Annotated in this window: 18 protein-coding genes; 8 read left to right on the top strand and 10 right to left on the bottom strand. The window is 66.7% G+C overall.

Annotated elements, in window-relative coordinates; all coding sequences use genetic code 11:
• Window positions 1-329: 329 nt before the first annotated feature.
• Entirely contained in the window at window positions 330-803 is a 474-nt protein-coding gene (locus TSO5_RS16100) for a hypothetical protein (protein ID WP_146203755.1), read from the top strand.
• A 15-nt stretch (window positions 804-818) separates the two neighbouring features.
• Window positions 819-1,049, top strand: a complete 231-nt coding sequence (locus tag TSO5_RS16095) for a hypothetical protein (RefSeq protein WP_109152488.1) — start codon at window positions 819-821, stop codon at window positions 1,047-1,049.
• Between the two features lie 113 nt (window positions 1,050-1,162).
• Here the strand turns inward: TSO5_RS16095 and TSO5_RS16090 are convergent, their stop codons facing one another.
• The 3 genes from TSO5_RS16090 to TSO5_RS16080 are packed head-to-tail and all read right to left on the bottom strand — an operon-like array spanning window position 1,163 to window position 3,743.
• Window positions 1,163-1,546, bottom strand: coding sequence for a hypothetical protein (locus tag TSO5_RS16090; RefSeq protein WP_109152487.1), 384 nt, complete (start codon window positions 1,544-1,546; stop codon window positions 1,163-1,165).
• Window positions 1,543-1,989 (bottom strand): hypothetical protein, encoded by a 447-nt coding sequence (locus TSO5_RS16085; protein ID WP_109152486.1) that lies wholly within the window; start codon window positions 1,987-1,989, stop codon window positions 1,543-1,545. The genes TSO5_RS16090 and TSO5_RS16085 overlap by 4 nt, the downstream gene beginning before the upstream one ends.
• An 11-nt stretch (window positions 1,990-2,000) precedes the next feature.
• Window positions 2,001-3,743 carry a hypothetical protein gene (locus TSO5_RS16080; protein WP_109152485.1) on the bottom strand — a complete coding sequence of 581 codons (1,743 nt, stop codon included), beginning with the start codon at window positions 3,741-3,743 and terminating at the stop codon, window positions 2,001-2,003.
• 1,095 nt (window positions 3,744-4,838) lie between these two features.
• Here TSO5_RS16080 and TSO5_RS16075 point away from each other — a divergent pair.
• The 3 genes from TSO5_RS16075 to TSO5_RS16065 all read left to right on the top strand — a co-directional run bounded on the left by TSO5_RS16075 (window position 4,839) and on the right by TSO5_RS16065 (window position 7,289).
• Complete coding sequence (locus TSO5_RS16075) at window positions 4,839-5,510, top strand: hypothetical protein (RefSeq protein ID WP_146203754.1); 672 nt, start codon at window positions 4,839-4,841, stop codon at window positions 5,508-5,510.
• A gap of 69 nt (window positions 5,511-5,579) precedes the next feature.
• Complete coding sequence (locus TSO5_RS16070) at window positions 5,580-6,404, top strand: hypothetical protein (protein ID WP_109152483.1); 825 nt, start codon at window positions 5,580-5,582, stop codon at window positions 6,402-6,404.
• Between the two features lie 3 nt (window positions 6,405-6,407).
• A complete protein-coding gene (locus TSO5_RS16065; RefSeq protein WP_109152482.1) occupies window positions 6,408-7,289 on the top strand; it encodes a hypothetical protein in 882 nt (293 codons plus the stop codon).
• Between the two features lie 55 nt (window positions 7,290-7,344).
• Here TSO5_RS16065 and TSO5_RS16060 read toward each other — a convergent pair whose 3' ends face one another.
• Window positions 7,345-8,757 carry a hypothetical protein gene (locus TSO5_RS16060; protein WP_109152481.1) on the bottom strand — a complete coding sequence of 471 codons (1,413 nt, stop codon included), beginning with the start codon at window positions 8,755-8,757 and terminating at the stop codon, window positions 7,345-7,347.
• Between the two features lie 101 nt (window positions 8,758-8,858).
• Here TSO5_RS16060 and TSO5_RS16055 point away from each other — a divergent pair, with 101 nt between their 5' ends.
• Entirely contained in the window at window positions 8,859-10,499 is a 1,641-nt protein-coding gene (locus TSO5_RS16055) for a type IV secretory system conjugative DNA transfer family protein (protein ID WP_109152480.1), read from the top strand.
• A 710-nt stretch (window positions 10,500-11,209) separates the two neighbouring features.
• The gene (locus tag TSO5_RS16050; protein ID WP_109152479.1) at window positions 11,210-12,289 is read left to right on the top strand and encodes a hypothetical protein; all 1,080 of its coding nucleotides are present in this window, start codon (window positions 11,210-11,212) and stop codon (window positions 12,287-12,289) included.
• A gap of 9 nt (window positions 12,290-12,298) precedes the next feature.
• Here TSO5_RS16050 and TSO5_RS16045 read toward each other — a convergent pair whose 3' ends face one another.
• Window positions 12,299-12,817, bottom strand: coding sequence for a thermonuclease family protein (locus TSO5_RS16045; RefSeq protein ID WP_158282429.1), 519 nt, complete (start codon window positions 12,815-12,817; stop codon window positions 12,299-12,301).
• Window positions 12,818-13,068: 251 nt separating this feature from the next.
• Between TSO5_RS16045 and TSO5_RS16040 the strand changes: the two genes are divergently transcribed.
• On the top strand, window positions 13,069-13,476 hold the full coding sequence (locus TSO5_RS16040) for a hypothetical protein (protein WP_109152477.1): 408 nt from the start codon (window positions 13,069-13,071) through the stop codon (window positions 13,474-13,476).
• A 79-nt stretch (window positions 13,477-13,555) separates the two neighbouring features.
• Here the strand turns inward: TSO5_RS16040 and TSO5_RS16035 are convergent, their stop codons facing one another.
• The 5 genes from TSO5_RS16035 to TSO5_RS16015 form a co-directional block, all read right to left on the bottom strand.
• Complete coding sequence (locus TSO5_RS16035; protein ID WP_109152476.1) at window positions 13,556-16,246, bottom strand: type IV secretory system conjugative DNA transfer family protein; 2,691 nt, start codon at window positions 16,244-16,246, stop codon at window positions 13,556-13,558.
• 119 nt (window positions 16,247-16,365) lie between these two features.
• Complete coding sequence (locus TSO5_RS16030) at window positions 16,366-16,710, bottom strand: hypothetical protein (RefSeq protein ID WP_109152475.1); 345 nt, start codon at window positions 16,708-16,710, stop codon at window positions 16,366-16,368.
• 37 nt (window positions 16,711-16,747) lie between these two features.
• Window positions 16,748-19,144 (bottom strand): AAA family ATPase, encoded by a 2,397-nt coding sequence (locus TSO5_RS16025; RefSeq protein WP_158282428.1) that lies wholly within the window; start codon window positions 19,142-19,144, stop codon window positions 16,748-16,750.
• Window positions 19,145-19,221: 77 nt separating this feature from the next.
• Window positions 19,222-20,283, bottom strand: a complete 1,062-nt coding sequence (locus TSO5_RS16020) for a hypothetical protein (protein WP_109152473.1) — start codon at window positions 20,281-20,283, stop codon at window positions 19,222-19,224.
• 188 nt (window positions 20,284-20,471) lie between these two features.
• Window positions 20,472-23,102, bottom strand: coding sequence for an AAA family ATPase (locus tag TSO5_RS16015; protein ID WP_109152472.1), 2,631 nt, complete (start codon window positions 23,100-23,102; stop codon window positions 20,472-20,474).
• Window positions 23,103-23,143: the final 41 nt, after the last annotated feature.

The raw sequence follows: 23,143 nt of genomic DNA, 5'->3' as shown, positions 1-23,143 counted from the left end.
CTGCCAGCAGGGCTGTGCCATCGTCCCCCGAAGCTGCTTGGGGGCCGAACCCAAGGGGATGGAAGGGGAGAAAAGGGGGCACAAAGGGGCAAGACAGGATTTCAACTTGACAGAATTGCCGCAACGTATTATATAGAGATCAACAGTGCGGACGTCGGACGGGCTTCGGGGGTTCCACAAAGTGGGCTTCAAAGAACCCACGGAGTGGGATTCGTAGAACCCGCCTTGCGGGATCGTACCGAGCTACGCACGGCACGTGCGGGGCATGCGAAGGACCCGCTTTGCGGGAGCCACTAGGGAGCCCAACGGACGCTATGAGGGAGGCGGACATGTCAGAGGATCACACCCCTACGCCCGGGGCGTTGAGGGTCTGCCTGGAAAGGCGGCTGGATGCGAAGCGGATGGCGGGGGGCAAGGCTGCCAAGGCCGCGTTCATGTCCGAGCTGGCCACCGTCGCGGAGTTCCGGGCGAAGGGGCTGGCCTGGGAAGAGATCGCCGCCGGGCTGAAGGAGGCCGGGATCATCCCGCCGGACACAAAAACGGCCCGGGTGACGAAATGGTTCTGCGAGGCGCAGCACGAGGCACAGCCGGGGACGCTTGCCCCGTGCGAGCAGCAGGCAGCGGCAGCAGCACCAGTTCAGGTTCCTGCCGCCGCGCCGGAGCCTCCCCCGCCCCCGGCGGAGGTGAAGGCGCCGTCCGCGGCGGTGGTCGAAACGGTCCCCGGCCCGACGCCGGCTAACGAGGCTGGCCCCGCGCCGGCCGAAGGTGAAAAGCGCCGCCCGAAGATCGGGCGCATCATGTAGAGAGGGAGACGGGCGATGAGCGACTTCGAGAACGACGGGCTGCCGACCCCCGCCGACCCGGCGGGAATCGAGGGCTGGCGGGACTACGCCGCGAGGCTGGAGGATGAGGTGTCCGAAATCCTGGGCCATCTCTCGGCTGCGATGCGCGAGCGTGCCGCCCTGCGGACGCAGATCCTGAAGACCGGCTTCGGCACGGAGGTCTTCAAGAACGGCTTCGACCCGGACGCCATCGACGAGGCCGCCTGAAGGCTATCGGGCGGGGCCGGGAATGCGGAAGGGGGCTGCACGCCCCCTTTTCGTTTGTCCGCTCTCCGTCCCATGCCAAGCAGCTTCGCAGCTCGTCTGCGTAGCATCAAGAATCAGGAGCGGATGGCCTCCATGATCCTCCGGATGAACTTAAAGTACAATTCAAGTTCAGACTTGATAGCGCCGAGATGGGTCTTGATGCCGTTTTTGTAGATCGTAGCCATGCTTCGAACGAGCATGTCCAGAGGTCCGAGAAGGTCGCGGAGGACCCCGACGCTGTCCGTCATGGATTTCATGATGTCCTCGGTCATCCTACCCATTCTCTCGATCTCTTTAGCCGAGTCGCGTATAGGTCCACGCACGGACTTCATGCTCAACTCGACGCGGTCCTGCATTTTCTCCAGCGAGGAAACGATGTCCGATGCCCCACGCAGGTTCCGAAGGACCAGTTCCTGCTTCTTTACAGCCGCTTTCAGGATGTCATCCGCTCCAGTCATCGGCTGCCTCCTTCTTGGGTTCCATTTTCGGTTTCAGCATTGATCTTCCGTGCGGCAGCTTGTGCCTTCTCCCCGCCGACCTGAATCATGAATTTGACGGTAAAGTCCGCGAGCTTGTTCTGCTCATCAGCGATGACCTTGGCGGTATCTACGATCTTCTTGTTGAGGGCCTTCGCGCGTTCCCAGGCAAGCATGACCATCTCAGCGACATCTTTGAGTACGACCGACACGGTGTTCATCGCCGAGCATGCGAGGTCGAGCCGCTGGGAAACCCGCTTCGTCCCGGAGTGGACCTCGGCGCTCATCTCCCTCGCCCCGGCAACCGCCTCAAGCACGGCGTCCTGCCGGGCCTGGAGCGAGGCGACGCGGCATGCGATGTCCTCGGCGAGGCTCTCGATCTCCTGCTGCTGCCGCAGGAAGGTTTCCAGAGTTTCGTCGTCCATGGCCGTCTCCTTCAGATCGCCGGGCCCGACGACCGTGCCGGGGCCGACGCGGAGCGGGTGACGCCGTTCTTCATCCCGGCGGCGCTGGTGATGCCCACCGACCCCTTGGCCGCCGACGCACGCCCGTATCCGCCTTGGGTTCGGACGGAACGCTGTCCGACCGCTTCGCCGATCATCACCTTCCGTTCATCGGGGGTGAGGTCGTCACGGAAGGCCAGCTCGGACTTCAGGGCGGCGATCACCGCGTGCCGGGCGACGTAGGCGGTGCACGACCACAAATCCGTCCGCTTCGCGATCTCGCCCCAGCCCCGCTTCCAGTCCGCGGCGGGCACCGCGGGAATCTCGATCGCAAGCACGCCGTTACCGATGTCTCCGCCGGACTGGTGGCATTCGCGCACGAGATGCCGCACCCAAGGCTGCTCGACGTCGGCTCGGGCCTCCGCCAGCAGCCGTCCACCGACCGTACGCAGCCGCAGGGTCTCGGTGTCGGGATCGAGGGTGATCCTCAAGCCTCCGGCGACGGTGCCGGGGCGGTGGTCGGAACCCAGCATCATCCCGGACGCGAAGCGTGACAGCTCCTCGCCCTTTATGGACACCGAGGCGTTCCGCCAGAAGGGTTCGGCCCAGAACCCCGCCTGCCGCATGAAATAGGCGTAGACCTGGCTGTAGGCGTTCTTGCTTCGCACCGCGACCGGGAGGCTCCGGGTCTGCCCTGCCCCGAAGCCGGTGGCCAGCGCACGAGCGACGAGGTGGCGGTGCCAGGGATGGACGGCCTCGGCGATCTCGGTCACCCGCCGGTCGAAGCCGTGTTCGCGGTTCGTCTTGGCTCCCAGGATCTCGAACCTGAGCCCGCGTCCGTCCGTCGTGACCAGCACCCCCTTCTGGAGTTCCTCCGGGCGGAGTCCGACGCTCTGCGTGACGGCGAAGGCGTCGCGGTATTCCGTCTGCGACCGCTCGACGGCGGCCCAGAATCCGTGCATCCAGCCGTCGGGCAGCATCGCCTGTTTCCGCTCGACGTCGTTCGAGCGTCCGAGCCTGGCCTTCCGGCTCGGAGCGACGAGCTCGGGCGTCCACAGGCAGCGTCCGTCGTTCAGCACGATGGTCTCCGCCTCGCCCGGCGGGTAGCGGTCGAACGCCCTGCCGCACTTGTCAAGCAAGTCCCGGTAGCCGCTCCAAGCCTCGGCGTCCTCCGCCGGGATGTCCCGCAGGACAATAGGAGAAAGCATGTCAACATTGATGCCAACATTGAGGTTAAGGGCGGTAGTCGCGTCCTGCTTGTCAACATTGGATGTTTGGGCAGGGGACGTCCGTTCGTTGTCAACATTGAAGGCGTAGCCGTAGCGGGCGGCCATGGCGGCCATGGAGTCGAGCGTCGAGCGGGCACGCTCGGCGGAGACGGCCAGCAGGGCGGCGCGGTAGCGGTAGTAGGTCTTTTTGGTCCCGGCTGCCTGCTCGGGCAGGAGGCCGAGCTTGCGGAGGCGGGCGACGTCGGCGCGGTAGGCGTCCAACGACGCGGCGCTGGGGCCATGCCCGCGGCGGGTGCGGTCGTAATCGCGGAGCTGGGCCGCGACCTTGCGGGCGAGTTCGATGTCCGAGCGGAGGACCAGCCGGTCCCTCGTGAGGGTGAATCCAGGCCAGCCCCACGACTTCAGGTCCTGGGACGGGGTGTCCGGCTGGCGCTTGATGGCGTCCTTTCTCGTCCGTTTGGTATCCGTCTCACCCTTCGTGCGACGGTCGAATCGATCCCTTTCCATCCCCTGCCTCCCTTTTTCGTCGGGAACGCATATTGTTCCCGGTGCTGTTGCAGCTAAGGACAATTGTAGCGCGAGAAATCTTGACCGCAAGCGCCTTCGTGTTTGGATGCCAACAGATAAGGTGAGGCAATGCCGGAGTAAACCCCTTCCATGCCTGTGCCATCGCAGAGCCTGCGGCACCGCGTGCCGTTGGCATGCCCGCCAGGCAGAGCCTACCAGGCTGTGCCATCCTCCTCCCGCCTCGGCAGACCTGTTTTGTTCTCTTTTCTCCCGAGATCACCCTCAAACCTCCCTCTCTCTCCGCTTTCGATCCGCAGGAATCCCAAGATGTCCCGATATATCCTGCTCTAGGAAGCGGTTCTCCTCTTCCATCCTGTTTTATGAAGCGTTCCTCCCTTTCTGTCCTCATCTGTCCTCGCTATATCCTCTTCTATCCCTTTTTATCCCCTTTTGGATTCAGTGAACCCTCTATGTCCCCATCTACCTTGACGCCTTGCCGGAGGGACGCCGCCCGTCCCACCCCGTGGGTTCTTCGAATCCGACCCCGGCTCCGCAGCCAGAGTTACCCATTCAGCGGTGGACAGACGGCCCTGCCCCGCCTACCCAGCGTGCCGGATTCGAAGAACCCACAGAGTGGGACGGGCCTCCCCGTACCGGGCTACAACTGCACCGGGGCAACAATGCGTGTTTGACTGAGTACAATACGCAGTCTCGCCTTTTGCGAGACTGTTTCGTTGACCGCAGAAGCGGGTTTGCTTGACCGCGAAGCGATGTTCTCTGGCCGTGAAACGTTTTTATCGGTATTCCAGGGCGGATTCGGCACGGGGTTGCGGGGGTCGCCGGCGAGCCTAAGCCATTGAAATCCCTGAAGCGTCCCTATGGATTCCCTACCTCCTCCCTGGTGCTTCCCTTGCCTTCACTGGGAAATCCCAGGGATGTCCCCGACACCTCCTCGGGGCATCCCCGAGACCTCCCCGCGATCTCACCGAGGGTTCCCGAAGATCAGGCATGTAGAAGTTGACATGCGGACTCTTGTGCGCTCTACAGAAAGGGGAGAGGAAGACAACAAGCCCCGCCGGGGCGAGGGAGGACGTCGTGACACACAGTGCGTTGAAAGGCCGCACAGCGGTCTCTGCGATGAAACAGTTGAGAGACCTGGCTGCGTTGGCGGCCTCGGCGCCGGAGAGCATGTCGGCGAGGGCGGTGGTCGCGGAGCAGGCCGAAGCGATACGCCTGCTGCGGGCGAAGAGGTGGTCCTGGCGGATGATCGGAAACTGGCTGCACGAGAACGGCGCCAGCGACCGGCCGCTCCTCGGCGGAACCGTCAAGCGCTACGCGTCGGGCTGCCTTGGCACGAAGGGGATGTTCCCCGCATCGACCCGGGCGAGTGTTGAGACCCCTTCTCGGTCCGTCCGCGAGCCGAAGGTCGAGGTCGCCGCCGCCGCCCCGTTCACGCCCGCGATGCCCGCCGGGGCTGCCTCGGTTCAGCGCCGTCCCGACCCCATCGTGGCGGCACAGAAGAAGGGGCTGGGGAGCGAACTCCTGTCCGCGTTGGAAATCCCGGAACTGACCGGAGCGGAGGTCTTCCTCGGCAAAAGCGATGCGGGAGGGGAGTCCGTCCCCGAAGCCACCGAACCCGAGCTGATCTTTGGGTCGGACGGAATGGAGTTTGGGGATGTTCCGCCGGACGACGAAGACCCGGTGCCGCCTCCGGCGGACGACGGGATCGAGGCGGAGGCCATCCTCTCGCTCCTCTCAGAGAAGTAACCGTATCAGCGAGTGTTGGCTTGCAGACGCCTGCGTACAGCCAGACCAGATGATCAGAAGGAGAAAACCATGAAGTTCGCAATCGAGAATCCCAACGACAAGGGCGGCGTCGGCAAGTCGCTGACGGACCTCGTGCTCATCGAGAGCCTTCGTCGCCACGGGTTGAGGTCGAAGATCGCCGTCATCGAAGTGGATCACGAGCGCAAGCTCTCGAAATTCCTCGAAAGCCGCGGGGACAAGGTGGACGTGACGCTGGCGGCCTCCGCCGGGCTGGCTGCCGCAGCAAAGGACCGGACGGCTCTTGAGAGCCATTTCGACCCGGTCTACTCCGCCCAGACCGCCGGGCACTCGATCACCGACCTCGGCGCCAACGTCACCTCCGCGAAGATGGAGTGGGAGAGGCTGTCGGACGTGCCCGAAGCCATGATCGAGGAGGGGGTCTGGAAGATCTTCGCCGTTCCCGTGACGCCCGACGTGGCGGCCATCGACGCCGGCTTTAGGGCGCTCCGCGCCGCCGTGGACCTCTACGGCAAGAACGCGTCTTATTTTTTCGTCCTGAACGACATCAACGGCGACGGCTTCGCCGCCTGCCGCAACGGGCAGGTCTTCAAGGAGCTGGCGAAGCTTGAGGCCGCCGTCGGGCTGAAGATCGTCGAGATTCCGTTCTCGTCATCCCGTCTCGTACAGGACTACGGCAACTTGGCTTACATGAGCCCGATGGACGTCTACGACCAGGCGGACACGATCGCCGAGAAGCTGGGGCTGTCGAAGCCGAAGGCGAACCGCGAGATCAAGAAGCTGACGGAGTGGATTGCCGCCGCGACCGCCGCGGTGGAGCCGATCATCGCTCCCATCGTGGAAGAGTGCCGTAAGGCCGAGGGCGGGGAGGGCTGACCAATGTTCGGCCTCCGCAAGCCCGGAAAGCAGCCCGCAGGGCCGCTGCCGACCCCGGCGGGGATTCCGTCCCCGCCGCCGGGCCACACCTTGTGGGATGCGGCGGCATGGGCGGAGGCCGACCGCCAGGCGGGTGAGAAGTGGCGGGCGTCGAGCGCGGAGCTTCTGAACAGCCTCCTCGCCCTATCGGTCTCAGAACGCCTCGCCGTGCCCGACGACGAGCTCGACTGCCTGACCCCGGAGGACCTCTCGGCCTTCCGCGGCAGCCTGCCGGCGGATGCCCGGCGCGAAGGGGCGGAATCGGCGCGGGAGAAGGGCAGGGGGGCGGCCGAGGCGTTCCTCGCCGCCGTCCGCTCGGCGGGCGACAGGGCGCTGGCGGCGATACAGCCCGACCCCAAGCCGCCCGAGGACGCGTTCGAGAAGCTGATCTGGAGGGTTCATACCTTCCTCGACGACGTCCGCATCCTGGCCTGGGAGTCCCTGCTCGTCGTCGGCGGCTGGGGGCGAAGGCTGTTCTGGCGAACCCGCATCCTGTGGGCCGCGATCTGCGGGTTCGCGGCCATGGTCCAGGCCCCCGGCATGCTCGGGCCGCGGCTCAGGGAGCTGGGCATCCTTCTGCCCGCCGAGACGCTGTCGGACGCCTCGTTGCTCGCTGGCGTCTGCTTCGGCGCCGCTCTCGCCTGGGGGCTGGGGCTGGCGTTCCGCACGGGTTCCAGGCTTGGCGACGCTGCGGCCACCGCGGCGTGGCTTGCGGTCGCCGTCTGGTGGGCCTCCGCTGGCCGCTTCGACGGATACCTTCCCCTCGCCGGGACGATTTTGCTGTCCGTCTCCGCCGGGCTGGCGTTCTGGGTCGGCTACACGCTGGTCTCGCGCCGCAGGAAATAGCCCCGGAAGGGCGGATGGAAACGGAAAGGGGAGGCGACGGCCTCCCCTTCGTCGTTCAGGCCGTCGCCTCGGCCGGGGCATATTCCGCCTCTTCGCCGGGGTCGTGTTCCTCCGGCTCGTAGTTCGGGTAGAGCGAGAAGTAGTCCTGCCCGAACTCGGCGAGGGCGTTGCCGAGGACGGACCGGGGCGACAGGAGGCCCGCCGGGGACGCCTCCCTATCGTTCGGCCTCGATCCCAGCACCGTGGTCATGACCGGGTATTCGGAGGCGCCCATCTCGTCGGCTAGGCTCCAGAAATGCTCGGCGATCGACTTGCCGTCAGGGATCAACGCGATGGCGTGCTGAATCACGGCGCCGCCGACGTTGACGACGCCGCGCTCGTCGTCGCTGCCGTGGGCGATCAGCAGCCCGGCGACCAGCAGCGGGTTGCCGCGCGGAAGGGTCCAGTCCGTGACGTCCACCGTCTTGATCGAGGGCGGCATGTAGAACCGCGACTTGTGCTTCGGCTCCTGCCGCGCGAGCTTCCGCCGCTCGATGGCGATGGGGGCGGCCAGCAGGGCCTGCACGACCGCCCCGGCGCTGCGGGCGGCGTTGTCGTCGAGCACTTCTACGAGGTCATCGATTGTCGGCGGTTCGTTCTCGTCTCCGGCGGTGCGAGAGCTAAGATCTCGGCGAATGATCTCGCCCGCCTCCTTTAGAGACCTGTCGTCGTCGAAGGCCAACCTCTGGTGCCTCGTCCCGACCGTCCCGGCGGCAGGCACGCAGCCGATCTGGGCGATGGCGAGGCGGAAACGGTGCACGGCCCTCCGGAGCTCGGCCCACGGGGTCTGCTCGCCTTCCTTCTGCCTGCTTTGCTCCAGGGCTGCGTACAGCTCATTGAGCACGACGTACCGATCGGGTTCCATCGGCCCTTCATCGCACTCCCGCTCGACGGTCTTCGCGTTCGCCCGGACCAGGTCGCTGAAGTCGGCGGCGACACGGGCAGCCGCATGGTTCAGCCCGACGATGCTCAGGGCCAACTCGGAGAAGGCATCGAACACGCGGGTCCGCTGCTCTTCGATGAAGCGGATGCTCTCGATGCTGTCCTGCCGCTCGGCGATGTTGAGCGCGGCGTGGGCGACGGTGAGCGCCGCGATGGCGCCGCCGATGCCCACCGCCGTGGAGAGCGCCAGCGACAGGGGCTGGGCGATGTCCTGCCATCCGGTCGGCATCGTGAGTCCCGACAGGATGGTCGGGAGAAACTGGATCTCCGGCAGGTGGGTCGGAAGTGACAGCATGGCGACAAAGGCGCCCAGCCCCGCAAGCCCTCCGAAGACAAGTCCCAACACGAACACGAGCCACGACTTGAACCTGACAATCCTCTTCCCGGCCGCCGAACGCTTCATCTTCATCCCCCAGTGCGCGGGCACATTCGCCCGCGGCTGGCGAACATACCGCCCGCCCCGACGCAGGGGTAGAGCGAACGTCATCGACTCGCCGCATCCTTGCGAAGTTGCAATGTAAGTTGACATGCAGACATTTATTTACCAGCGTGAAAGGAAACCTCCACCACCGACCGCGGGAGAACACCATGCCCGAAAACACCGACTTCACCTTCCGCCAGCCCTCCGCCGAGGAGCTGGTCTCCGCCGGGGCGGGCGGCGGACTCATCGTCGGACGGATCGACCGCACCCTCGACGCCGACGGGCACAGGTGCGGAGACGTCGAACCCGATCTCGCCCCGCCGGGTTCTTTCGTGGTCGCGAGGGGTGGGAACACGGTCGTGATCGGCCCCTGCCGCACCGGGAAGACGGTCGGGCTGACGGCCAACTTGCTCTGCCCCGAGGTCGAGATCGACCCCTTGGCCGAAGCGTCCCTGCCGAAGCGGCTGGTGTCCCCCCGGCTCGCCCGGTCCGGCGTGCGGAAGACGCGCGTTGGATTCACGTCCCCGGTGATGGTGTTCGACAGGTCCGGGGAGGTCCTGGCATCGACGATCCTGGCCCGCCTCCGTCTTGGTCGGAAGGTCGCTGTCATCGACCCCGACGGACTCCTGAAGAATTTGGCGAGGAATCCCGGCTTCGAATACCTGTCCGACGTGCCGACGATCGGCTTCGAGCCTCTGAACGCCCTGCCTTCGGAGGATCACCCCCACTTCGCGCTGGAAGTCGAGCGTCTGGCCGAGGCACTGGTGGGCCCGAACGGAACCCCGGATGAGCTGGGCTATCTCGTCTCGTTGTCACGGGGGTTCCTGGCTGGGGTGATCGCATTCGTCTGCTGCCTGCCGAAGGGAGACCCGAGGAGGTCGATCGCCTTCGTCGGCTCCATTCTCCACGACGAGGCTCTCTCGCACATGCTGTCGGGCGAACCGCCTCCCGAGCGGACGGGCGAGGACGGCGGATTTCCTCCCGAGTGGAGGGAGTGGGACCTCTCCAGCCCGGAGTGGGTCGAGCGTGCTGGCGGGCTTCCGTCGCGGGCCTCGGTGAGATACAGGGACCTTGTCGCTTCGGGACATTCCGTCGAAGCCGATGCGGCCATCGGAATCTGCCGGTCCGCTCTGTCCTGGCTGCGCAATCCCGGCGTCCAGGAATACCTTGCGGCGCCGGCATTCGACTTCGCGGATCTCATCGAAGGCCGCAGCGATCTGTTCGTGCTTTTCTCCCCCATCGAGAACAGCGCATTCGGCAGGGGCCATCTCGCCGTCCTCGCGGAATGCGCGTTCATGACTGCGCGTGTCCGTCAGGGAAAGATGGTGGACGGAGGGATCGACATGATCCTCGATGACGCCCCAGAGGTCGGACGCGTGCTGGGTGTCGTCGATGTGTTCTGCGGGTTGGGACGCCAGTTCAACGTCCGCACCCACATCGTCGCCCAGTCCGAGAGCGTGCTGGAGGCGGTGTACGGGCCGGATGTGATGGATGGAATGTTCGCCAGCGACGACATCGTCGGCTTCCGTCCGCGGTTTACCTCCCGCGATGAACGGTGCCATGCGGCGTTCGGCGGCCGGCTCCTCGATGCCGCCTACCTCGCGCGTGTCCGCGACTGGGACACCTTTGTGGCCCGCCCGGGAATGTGCGCGAGGATGGGTGCCGTGCGCGATCTCGACGCACCGGAGTTCAGGGGCCTGGCGCTTCCGCACCCCTTCCACGACCGCGACGCTCCGCCCTCGCCGCTGGTGCTGGCGGAACTCCGCGCCAGGATCGCCTCCGCAGGAACGGACGGAATCGCTGCCTGACCCCACGGGCTTCGGGATATTGCGGCAGGAAGGGCGGAGTGGACGGAGGTCCACCCGCCCTTCGCCGTTGCGGGGCCGTGGATGGTCTGGAAGCCGTCTTGGCAGCTTCCCCGCTCGGGAGGCTCCTTCTCCCAGCCTTCCGCTCCGAGGCTGCCTGTGGGGCCTCCAGGCACGTTCTGAGGCGTGTCTCGCCGCCGGGGGTGCCGAAGCCAGCGTCGATCTCCCCCATTATCCCAGGTCCGTCTGTCCGCAGCCATGGCCCGTCCGACCTTCAGACCGCCCCGCCCGTCTGCCCACAACTCCGCCCGGGATAAAAAGCGGCCCCCAGCGCCTTCCTCGTCCGGCTACACTCTCATCCCTCCGTCCCGTCCTCCGGAGCCAGTTCAAGGGAAGGGGGCTTTTCCCTGACCGACCGATCAGGACCTACCCTCCACCGTCATGCGGGAATCCGTCACGCTGACGCTTCTGAAATCAGTCCCTCTATAAAATAGGAGAATATATAGGGGGCTGGCGGAATAACCCCGAAAGCCTTCTCCCGCAACGGTCTCGCGGACCCCCCGTCCTGTTTTGAACAGTACCGCGTCCCATTTTGAACAGTAGTTGGGGGCGCCGCCGGCGAGCGGCTTGAGCAGGACCCGGAGAGACACCGACCTGGCGTTGTGGCAGGATGATGGGACACGTCTCAGCCACCACCGACCGCGCGGGCCGCCTTGGACACAATCACCGACGTCAACACCGATATCGACGTCTTCGGCATCGTCCAGAAAGGGCAGGCGGACGATCGGCTTCCCGCAACCGCCGCCCTGGTCGTCGCCGTCCTGCGGGCCTTGAGGGACAACGTGTCCGCGGAGTCCGTGGACAACATGAGTTGCTCCCGCGCGGACATGACGCTCACCCAGCTCGCGATGGGTCTCCGCGAACACGACGGGTTCTTCGGCATCAGCTTCGAGCACGCCATCCACCTCGGCGTCGCTCAACGGATGCAGCCGATGTACGGCTACGTCTGCGCCGCCCTCCGCAACATGTTCGGGTGGGACTGGCCGATCGAGTCCGTCATCTATGGCATCGAGAAGCGGGATCACGAAGGCTTCCTTGGCCGGTTCGACGAGTTGTTCGGCGAGGACCCGACCTTGGTCACGGTGTGCAACAAGGGCACGCCATTGACCAAAGAACTCTTCACCAAGCTTCGAAAGCCCAAGGAATGGCTCAAGCTGCCGGACGATCTGCGGGGGCTTTACAAGACCGACCTTTTCTTCGGCAGCCGCGAGCAGCGGCGCTGGACCTCGGTGTCCATCAAATCCAGAAGCGGCGCCGTCGAGGACTGGCCGGGGATCGCGTTGGCCATCTACCCCTACGACAGGAAGAAGGAGAAGGTGGTCGGCGACTTCGTGATGCGGAACATGGGCAAGGTGACGGCCCACCTGCCGATCGCCCTCGACGACAGCTTCATGTTCCACTTTCACTCGGCTTTCAGGCTGGTCGATACGCTTGTCGAGAAGAGGTTCGACCAGCCGGAGCAGCGTGTCTTCTACGACCCCGTCGAGCGGTGGCTGGCGAATTTCCTGTGCGATCGCAGGAAGGACCGCATCGCCGATGTCGAGGAGGCCCTCGCGAAGCAGATCGGCACGGTCGAGACCAAGAGCGTCTACCTGCCCGGCACGTCGGGGCTGATCACGGACCCGGAGGAGGTCTGGAAGCAGCTTCCGAACGACCTCAAGCAGAGGCTGCTGTTTTCTGCCCTGCCGATCTACGCGGAGAGCCCGACGCTGAACTCCATACTGAGGCCGTGAGGCGGAACCTTACCGCTGCCCCTGCCTTCGCAGCCTCCGCCAGTCCTCGGGGGGCATGAACTCCGTGGCCCAGATGCCGATGCCGGCGGCCTTGCCCTCCTCCTCCAGCGCGTCGTAGTCGTTCGAGAAGCGGCGGTAGGCGACCGCCAGCCCCTGCGAGATGAGCCAAGCGTTGAGCGATCCGTCCTCGCCGACCACGCCGCAGACCGCGACAAGGCGCCCCCGGCGATCCCTCGTGCCGTCGGCGGAGCGGCACGAGACCTCCCTTCCGCCGATCTTCCGCTTGAGGGCGGCGCTGGCGATGCGGCCGCAGTCGTACGGGATTCCCTCCCTCACGCACGGCTGCCTCGGCTCCGGCGTGTCCACGCCGTGCAGGCGGACCCTCGTTCCGGCCACCTCCAGCGTGTCCCCGTCAATGATGCGGGGATAACCGGAAACGGCGGTGGCACAGCCCTGCGGGCCGCACCTGCGGGGCATCTCCGCCGCCTTCGCCGGGATGCAGACCGCCGCCAGGACGAGGGCGGACACCGCGGCGAGAAAGCACCTTGAGGCCATGCCAAGCATGGAGTCCTCCCGTGGGTTGACGGCGAGGAGGATTCTACACGCGGACGCACTCCGAGCCCAGAGGGCAGACCCGGACATCCGATCTGGAATCTTGCAAGAATCCGGAACAGGAGTGGGGCCACAGCCGCCCGCGCACACAATTTGACATAATATACATTTTGTGTTATGCAAGACCATCATGTGGCGGCTTGGCTGCGCGGGACGAGGAGGGGGACATGGTGAACGTTTTCAGCTTTATCAGCCGGGCACTGGGGCTGCCCGCCCGGCTGCCGACCGCTCCGGACGGACACGCCGACGTGGCGGACCCCGCAGCCGGGCGCGACGGCACGTCGGCATCCCGGAAGCCCCCCGGCCCCGAGTTCGCGTTCGCGAAGGCGGCTCATCTCTGGCATTCCGGCCGCGCCACCGCGGCGACCGTCCGCCGCCTGGTCGGCCCGTCGTGGAACAGGCTGCCGCGCGAGGCGCGTGAGTTCGTCGATGCAGCCGTGACCGGACGCGACCGGAGGGCGGTGCAGGACCTTGAGTTCCTCGGTCGCATGACGAATCCCGTCCGCCGCCGCCGGGAGGCCGCCGACATGGTCCGCACGCTTGTGGAGATCGGCTACGTGGCCCCCGTGAGGTGACCCGAACACAGAGAACCGGACGGAAACGGAAAAAGGGGAGGCGGTCGCCTCCCCTTTGCGTTCCTCCGTTCGCGGAGGTTCAGACGGGCTCGTCGTCTTCGCGGTAGGTTCCGACGAAGGTGGTCTCGGCGCCCAGGCCCAGGATATCGGCGTAATCGTCGGAGCCGGCTCCGGCTACGCCCGTGTAGTCGGTGTCGCCGCCAAGTTCCTTGTTGATGTCGTCGAGGTCGCCGCTTGCCCTGTTCGCCATGTTGCGGCTCTCGGCGGAAACACGGTCGGAGTACACCTCGTCGTCCTCGTCCGCGTCGTCGTACCCGGAGAACTGGGGCACGTCGATGTCCAGGACGGCGGGCAGGGAGACGCCTCCGCCCCCTGCCGAGCCGCCCTTGCCGTCGGGCTTGGTGAAGCCTCCGCGGAGCTCCGGGGGGATGAGCGACTTCGGAATCTCGACCTTCCTCTCCTGCTCGGCGGTCTCCAGCAGCCGGGCCTCCAGGTCAGCCACCACCTCGGGCTTCGGAGGCTCCGCTCCCGGACGCATGGGGTTGGGCAAGGCCAGATCCTTGAAGAACGGGTGATCGAAGTAGCGGACGGCCCGCATGCGGAACGGCTTGCGCTCCTTGCCGCTGGGATTCCAAAGCATGATGCAGTCACCGTCCTGCATCTGCCCGATCTCCGCAGGAGTCATCAGTTCGACCTTCTGAAGGTTGCGGTTGAGCGAAGTGCCGACGTTCGAGCCGCCGAACACCTGCCCGTCCTGGCCTGAGGTGCCCGACGAGGTGCCCCGGGTCTCCAGCAGCTTGGTTGTGGCCCCCAGCACCTCGCTCACCCACTTCTGTCCGTTGTCGTCGCCCTGGCCCGCCTTCAGGAACTGCACGAACTCGGCGTTGCCGAGCAGGGTCTTCGCATCCTCTTTCGAATAGACGGATTCGAGCTGCGACAGGGTCTGCGCGATGACCCAGTAGCTCACGTTGTAGCCGGCCATCACGCCGAACGCCTGGATGATGGCGTCGAGCTTCCCGAACAGCGGGGCCTCGTCCAGCACCACCAGGCAGCGTTCCTTGATGAGCGACTGCTTCGACGGGGCCAGCAGGATCGGCATGGCCGCCCAGAGGCGCATGTAGCCCTCGACGCCGGGGATGTCGGAGGGCGGCACGGTCAGGAATAGATCCTCGGTGCCGCGGAACCAGTCGTCGATGTCGAAGGTGCTCACGGCGACGTGCCGGCGCATCACGGGGTTGTTCAGCCACTTCACGGCGTTTTGGATCGACGAGATGAAGCCCGGGCGCTCGTTCTCGGCGCCGGCCTTCAGGTACTTGCCGGACGCCCGTATCGGCAGTCCGCCGGCACGCTCAAGCCACATCGGGTCCGCCAGATTCCAATCGGCCCATTCCGGCTTCAGCTTGCCCTCGCTCTCGTAGCATTCCTCCGGGAAGCCCTCGCCGGTCAGCATCGCGTCCAGCAGCGGGGAGTAGATGAGCTCGTTGAAAAGCATGAGGGAGCGGCGCGGGTCGCCCTTCGGGAACATCGAGCACATCCACGCGAGCACGCCGGCGGTGATCGTCTTGGCACCGTCGAGGAAGTGCTTGGCGTTGCCGGCGTCCCCCTTCGGCATCGGGATCAGCGGGTCCATGAGCGCCTCGATGAGGTTCGTGAACCGCTTGTTGTCTTCGTGGGGGATGATGTCGAGCACGTTGAAGCCGCCCTTCGGCACGAGGCTGAGGTATTCGAACCCGGGCTTATTGGCGAACTCGCCGACGGCGTCGAACGGGTCGATGAGGCGGACTTTGCGGCCGAGCATCAGGCGGGCCCACAGGGCGACCATGATGTTCTCGCCCTTCGGGTCGATCATCAGGATCGGTCCCGGCCAGCCAGCCTGCACGCCCTTCCGGCGGAGCGTGCGGCGATGCCAGCGACGCTTCCAGCGGGGCATGCCCCAGGTGCCGTCAACGTCCACCAGCGGGGCGAGAAGGTTGGCGATCAGCGTCAGGCCCTTTCCCGAGCGGGTCGAGCCGATCGACATGCCGTGGCCTTCGAGCTTGTGCATGATGATCGGGGGCATCGAGCCGCGGCCGTCGGACACCTTCTTCGCGAGTTCCTGCTCCTCGTCGAGCGGGTTCATCGCCTTCGGCTCCTCGCCGATCTTGTGCACCTTTCGGCGCTTGAATGCGCGGTCGAGCGTCACGTCGATCTGCCCCATTACGAGGCCGCCCTTAAGGCTGTGGTCGAGGGCGTCGCTCACGGGCAGCCAGCCGGAATCCGCAAGCTCGCCGTTCGCCGCCCTCGCGAAGCCCCTGGGGGCGAAGCCGAGCATGACCAGGATGCGTTCGAGCGGGCGTCCGTCCATGGCCAGCGTGGCGAGACCGAGGCCGGTCGCGGCGAGGCTCAGCAGGAAGGGCAGGGCCAGCGAGAGGTCCATCCCGGACAGCACCGACACGCCATAGCGGTCGATGGCGGCCCCCAGGCTCATGCGCGAGACGATGGTCCCCTTCAGGTGGGCGAACGGGGTCATCGTCAGGCCGTAGAGGCACGCCGCGGCGGTTATCGCCGACACCAGAACGGCCACCCATCCGAGCTTGACGACCCACGGCTTCTTCAGGTCCCGGCGGATCATGCTTGCCACCCCGGCGAGCACGCCGAGGCACAGCAGCCCGGAGGCCCATTCGAGGCCAACGCCGAACATCGAGCCGATGACGGACATGATCCAGACGTAGAGAAGGGCTACGACGCCGATGAAGGCGGCGAAGACGGCCCATTGCTTCCCTCCGTGCATATGCAAATCCTCCCAGTTTCAGAACATGCTTAATTGCTGTTACTAAATAGTCTGCATGTCAACACCAAAGGAGCGGGAACGGACGCCCGCTTCCCGTCCTATTCGGTCCGCAGAGGCCATCAATCGGCGGCCCGGATCACGATGTATGCGCGGGCGAGGCGGTAGCCCCGGCGGTATCCCCAAAGCCCGACGCCGAGGGCGACGCCGTACGAGAGCCACAGCGCCACCGCCTTGGCCACGTCCGCCCCGCCGACCAGCTTCGACGCCGCCTTCACGATGCCGGCCCACGCCCAGTGCGCCGCGATCCAAACCCGGGCGATGATGTCGAAGCCGGACGCCTCGGCGACCCACATCAGGATTCCGTCCGCCGACAGGGAGGCGGCGGCCATCGCCATCGCGGCGCCGAGCCCGCAGAGGACCGCAGCCGCCGCGTAGGCCAGCGCCCTTTTGGTGTCTTCAGCCATGTCTTTGCCCTCCATATATCCGTTTGCTTGTCAACACTTATCGTCCGAGCCACGCCCTGACGGCCCGCAGCGCCCCGCCGGCGGGCTTCCGTCCGGCGTTGCCACCGGCGACCGAGCGGAGGGCGTCCCCGCGCAGGGTGCCGCGGGCGACGAGTTCGCGGGCCAGCCGCTCGATGTCGTCCTTCCGTCCGGCGACGATGGCCGCGGCCTTCGCGGCGGACTCGCGGACGAGCCGGGCGACCTCGGCCTCGATCTCGGCGTTGTCGCCCTTCGCCTTCACCGGCACCAGCCCGAGCGACGACATGCCGAGCGAGACCATGTCCCGGGCCAGCTCTTCGGCCCTCTCGACGTCGCTGGAGACGCCGGAGGTCGCCCCGGCGGGGCCGAAGAAGGCGATCTCCGCCGCGCGGCCTCCGAGCATGACGACGATGCGGCTGGCCAGCTCTTCGGAAGTCGCAACACCCTCCGGGGACTTGAGGAGCACATGCCCGAGGCTGGAATCCGCCGGAACGACGGTCGCCTTCAGGACGTCGATCCCGCAGGCCAGTCCGCAGACCGCGTGCCCCGCTTCGTGGACGGCGGTCTCGTAGACCCTGTCGGTCTCGGCCCCCAGCGGCGGGGCGGTCCACTCGGGGCGCCCGGAGACCCTGCGGGCGATAAGGGCCTCCACGGCGAGGCGGTGGGTGCGCAGCGAGCGGTGGCCCTCGAAGTCGCCGTGGAGGTCGGCGGACTCCGCCTCGGAGATCTGCGGCAGCACCCCCTGGTCGATGCCGTAGCGGCCGGCGATCGAGGCGACGATGCCCTCGGTTACGGCGGGCAGGTGCGCCGGGTCCGGTCTGCCGACCTTCACGACCGTCAGCCGAGACCGCAGGTGCTCGGGCAGCTTCGACGCGTCGTTTGACGTGAACACCCAGGTCACGGCGGAGAGATCGATGGGGATTTCGTAGAAGAGGTCCTCGACCTCACCCGAGGTCTCGGGTTCGAGAAGAGGGAGAAGGGCGTCGTGCAGGCGTCCGTTGTGGTCGTTGCTGCCGACCTTGTCGATCTCGTCGAGCAGGAGAACGGGGTTCGCGCAGGCTCCGTCCAGCATCCGGGTCACGGGCCATCCGGGAGCGCCTGCCCGGTAGCCCGCGTTCGAGCCGGTGAGGAAGAACGCGTTGCAGTGCCCGGCGCATGAGGTCACGTAGCTCCGCGTGCCGGCGAGCTTCGCCAAGGCCTTCGCCCAGGTGGTCTTGCCCACGCCTGGCGGGCCGTCCAGCAGGAGCGGCGGCATCCAGAACCAGGCGTGCCGCCCCTTCGAACGGAGCGTGAGGGCCGTCCTGACGAACTCGTTGGCGGACTTCATCCACGGGAAGCGGCGGTCCAGCTCGTCGGCGATCGCGCCGACGTCGCAGGAGCCGAGCAGCGGAAGGCCGCCGCTTTCGAGCGCGTCGGACAGCTTGTTTGCCCAGACCTGCTTTTCTTCGATGAGCGTCTCCGCAACCGCAGCCGCCTTGCTGGGATCGGCGATCATCCGACGAGGGGGCGACGAGGTGTCTTCCCCGTGCGCCCTTGCCCTGAGCTTATCGGGGGTACGATCGGAGAACAGTTCATCGTCTCCATCTTCGCCGGCATTGCTAGCTGAACCTGATACCGATTTCGCTTCTCCCGCGTTGAATCCCTGGCCTGCCTCAAATTCCCGGGCCGCCTTCGAAGCGGCATCGCCGAGTGACGGGTGGATGAGGCGCGGATAGTGCATGAGCAGGTTCACGAACGCCTCACTGGTGGCTATCAGGAAGTCCTCAAATTCCTTCTTGGCATCGATCAGGCTTAAGGATGAGGACCTCTTCTGCGCGGCATCAAACGCCTTTTCCATTTGTGCCATCGCTCGGATGATGTCCGCCTCGCTGGGGGCGGCCCCGTTGAGCATGGACTTCAATCTCTCGTATTCGACATCGAAAAGGTGATCTTCAATGGCATGTGTCGTTGCCTTCACCTGTTCGATCAAGCCACCGTCCGAACTCTGCGCTTTCCACGCTGGCACTGCGGATACGAAGCGGTCCACGATGACGAGAAAATTCTCAAGATCGGAGGAGCGACAATCCTTCCTGCCGAAGAGACCAGTGGCCGTGCTTCGCACGGCTGCGGACAGGTGAGAAGCGAACTGTGCCACCGTCCCGCATTCCGCGTGCAAAAAATCCTGGGAATCCTGAAGCATCCGCCGCTCCAGTTCGGCATGCTTAACGGCACGTTTTGCTGCATGCATCGCGCCGACCGCTGCCTCTGCCCAAGTGGGATCGATCAGGGCGAGTGCGGTCTCGTCATCAGGTGCTGCCGTGGACAGAGCCTCGGGCGCTTCCGCCATGGCCTCGGACGCACGTTCGGGGGGAGAGGCGGTCAGCCAGTCCACCCAACTGGTGTCAACTACTATCGCATCCGTGGTTCCGTCCGCCATGTTCGCTCCTCGCCTCGGAGTCATAGAGCTGCATATAAGAATACTAACAGTTGGCATGCGGACAATCAAACGTCTTGCTATCTGCTCCACGCGTCGTCGCCCAGTTCGTTGCAGCCGGGAGGGAAGGGGGCGGACTCGGGGGAAGGCATCGCTTCCGCCATCATCTCGCGGAGCCAGGAGCAGCCGGGACGGGCCTGCCGGGACGCCTCGATGATCTCCTCGCCGACCGGCGGCGAAGCGACCGCCACCATGGCGAATTCGCGCACGTAGCTGCGGGCGGCAGGACCGTCCGCAAGATCGTGCAGGTGGGGAAAGCGACCTGCGATGTCGCCCCGCTTGGCCATCGACAGGGCGCGGGCGTCGAGCAGCTCCCGGCACCGCCTCACGACCCTCGGGGGGATTCTGGCGTCGCCGGCGATGTAGCGGCAAACCGTGGACTTGCCCTTGCCCAGCATGCGGGCGATCCGCCCAAGGGAGGGATGCCCCATGAGGTCGCGCCACAGCCGGAACCGAATGGCGTCGCCGGGGTGCCTCATGCCGCTCCGAAGCGCGAGGGATTCCGCCTTGGTCAACGTGAGCCCGGTTCGGGTGGCGGCGGTCTCCGCCTCGCTCCGCCCTGCCAGCTTGCCTTCCGCCGATGCCCTCGCTTCAAGGAACCTGGCACGGCGCCACTCCATGACCCGGGCGACGTCAGCGGGGTCGAGGCGGGACGAAGCAACCGGGCCGCAGCCCCCAAGGGCGGAGAGCGGTGCGTCGAGAAGGGCGAGCCACGGGGCGGCGACCTCCTCCCGGCTGAACACGAGTATCGAGCACTCGAATGAGGTGGCCTCGAAGCCGACCTCGGCGGGACGGGGCGACGGTGTCCGCACGCAGCCTGCGTCGCCGGCGGCCCACAGCGTCGGCGAGAGGGAGACCGTGGGCATATACACGGAGGTTCCGTCCTCCGCCCAGTGGGCCGGAGCCTTCACCATCACCTCGCCGCCGCGTCCCGGCCCGTGCTCCGGGTGCTCCTCCTCGTCGATGTCCCTCTCCGCCCACGGCTTCCCGTCGGCGAAGTAGTGGGCGCCCCAGTGCACCGGGGCGAAGAACGTTCCGCCCGGCTCGGCCCGGAACTCCTCGATCGTCAGCAGTCTCGCCATGGCTGGCATTCCTTCTGTTTCAACACAGAGCGATGCTAGCGCCGATGAGATGGGACAGCCTGCGATCCGTAGAAACGGCCAAGTGGATCTGTTGACAATCCGGCCTATTCAGGCGGTTTGGTAAGAAAAAGGCGGGACGGATCGCCCGCCCCGCCTTCTCGGCGACAGAACTTTCGTTCTCTTTTTCTTCACGCGGCCCGGAGCGTGCGGCGGAGGGCGCCGAAGCGGCGTGCCCCTTCCGTCCGCAGCCGCCGCCACAGGGTGGTTTCGGCCGGCGCACGGTCGATGCCGGCGGCGTAGGCGGCGACCTCGCCGCGGACAAGCGTGCCCTTCGCCTGCATCTCGGCCGCCATGGACTGGACGGTGCCGAGGTTGGCGGCGAGGATGCGCTCGCACTCGTCCGCCGCCTCCCGGAGCAGCCGCTGGGCCTCCTTCTCGCACCGCCCGTCGGCGTCCTTCGCCGCCGAGGACAGGGTCAGCCCGAGCGACGACATGCCGAGGCGGACCATGCGGCGGGCGGTCTCCGAGGCGACCTCGATGTCCTGGCTCGCCCCGGTCGTCACCGCGCCGGAGCCGAAGACCAGCCGCTCCGCGACGTGGCCGCCGAGGGCCATGACGAGGCGGGCTTTGAGCAGGTCGGCGCTGGGGTTGCCCTCCGGCGCCTTCATCAGGACGTGCCCGTAAGACAGTCCGCCGTCGTCCGGTCGGCAGGTCGCCTTCAGGATCTCGATGCCGCGGGCGAGACCGGCGACGGCGTGGCCCGCCTCGTGGACGGCGGTGCGGCGGACGTCGGGCGACTTGCGGCCCTCGGACGGACCGGCGACGAGGTCGGCCATCGCGGACTCGACGCCCTTGCGGAGCAGCCGCAGCGAACGGTGGCCCTCGAACTCGTCGAGCAGCACCTGCACCCGCTCGTCGTTGAGCGGAGGCACCGCATCGCCCGGGATTTTGTGGAGAGCCGCCACGCCCTTGGACATCTTCGGAACGAGGGCGCGGGCGTGCTCGACCTCCGGCTCGCGGACGCGGACGACCGCGATGCGGGACCGCAGCGGCTCGGGCAGGCGGGAGGCGTCGTTCGCGGTCATGACCCAAACGACGGCGGACATGTCGATCGGAAGCTGGAGGAACTCGTCCGGCACCGCCGTCCACGTCGCGGGCTCCAGGGCGGTCAGGATGGCGTCGTGCAGTCGGCCGTTGTGATCCGAGGACCCCGTCTTGTCGATCTCGTCGAGCAGGAGCACCGGGTTCGCAGTCCGCAGCTCGCACATCTTGCGGAACGGGAAGCCGGGTTCGGCGGAGCGGTAGGCACGCTGCGAGCCGCTGAAGCCAAAGGCGTTGCCCAGCCCGGCGCACGCCATCAACGCATGCGGAACCCCGGCGAGTTCCGCCAGCCGCTGGGCCCACGTCGTCTTGCCCGTCCCGGCGGGGCCGTCGAGCAGCAGCGGGGGCATCCAGAACCACGCGGCCTCGCCCTTCGAGCGGAGCTGCATCGAGACGCGGACGTGCCGGTTCGCCGCCTCCATCCACGGAAACTCGCGATCGAGGGTATCGGCGATCGCCTCGACGGACACCGCACCCCGGAGAGGCAGGCCGTGCTTCGCGACGAGCTTCAGCGGCTCGCGCCAGCGGGCGTATTCGCTGGTGAAGCGCTTGGCCTCGGCGACGCCGCGGTCGCGGTCGATCACCGACATCATCCGTCCAGCGGGGGAGGGTTCCTCGATCGCATCCTGCGGCTCGTCGTCCTCGTCCTCGTCCGCGGCGGGCTCCTGCACGGCGGGTTCCTGCGGCAGTCGGACGGCCGACCGCTTCGTCCCCTCGCCCCGGGCGGCGAGCACGAAGCCCCGCAGCCCGTCGATGCCCCGTGCGGCGACGGCGGAGTCCGTCTCGGCGATCCGCACGAGATGCCGGGCCGCCTCCGAGACCGCCCGGAAGCCGTCGGCCATGGCGACCATATCCACCTCGTAGGCGGCGCGGAGATCGATGACGGCGTCGATCGGCCCGAGAAGCATCTCGATCATGTCGATGCGGGCGGGTGTCTCCGTCGGCCCGAACGCCGGCGGCTTCGGCTTGTGCATCGAGAGCGTGCGGCTGCGGCTGGACATGTCGCGTGCGATCCGCGAGCGGATTTCGGCCAGCGCCTGGCCGCTGTCCCCCTTCATCTCGCCCAGCGCGAGATCGAGGTTGCGCACGGCCCGGATGGGCCCCTTGTGCGCCATCTCCCGCATGGCGTCGTGCAGCACGCCGATCACCTGCGCCGCCTCCTCGACGGCCTCTTCGTACAGCATGACACCGGCGGCGTCTCGGGCGGCCTTCTGCTCGGGGGTGAGGTCGGCGGATTCCTCGCCGGCACCGGCCCCGAGGGAGGCGAGGATGCGGGCATCCTCCAGCGTCAGGTCGGGGGCGGACGCCAAGGTCAGCACCTGCGTGCGCGTCGGCACCGGGATCTCGGCACCGTCGTCGGCGTCCCCCCAACCCCACGATGCCGGGGTCTCGACAAGGGCGGAAGGGGTCGCCGGGGCTTCGCGGACGGACGGGCACCCCTTCGCGGCCCGGACGTCGTCCTGGCACGCACAGACCGCGACGGCCAGCGCCTCGTCGCTGCCGGAGGAAAGGGCAAGCCGCAGGCGGGCGGTCATTCCGGAGATCACGCGGACCGACGCGGGCCCGCCCTCCTCGCCGATATCCTTGGAGACCTCGCCGACCTCCTCCAGCGCGGAGGCCAGACGGGACGCGAGGTGAACGCGACCGGACTCCCCGATCTCCCGAACGCAGCGCCGGGCTTCGGAAAGCACCGTCCTGAACGCCTCGATGTGCTCCATGATCCCCTCCCATTTAGTCTATCAACCGTCTTCATGCAAAC

It is taken from the genome of Azospirillum sp. TSO5, assembly GCF_003116065.1.
GTDB lineage: Bacteria > Pseudomonadota > Alphaproteobacteria > Azospirillales > Azospirillaceae > Azospirillum.
This window is presented reverse-complemented; position numbering and strand designations above follow the sequence as displayed.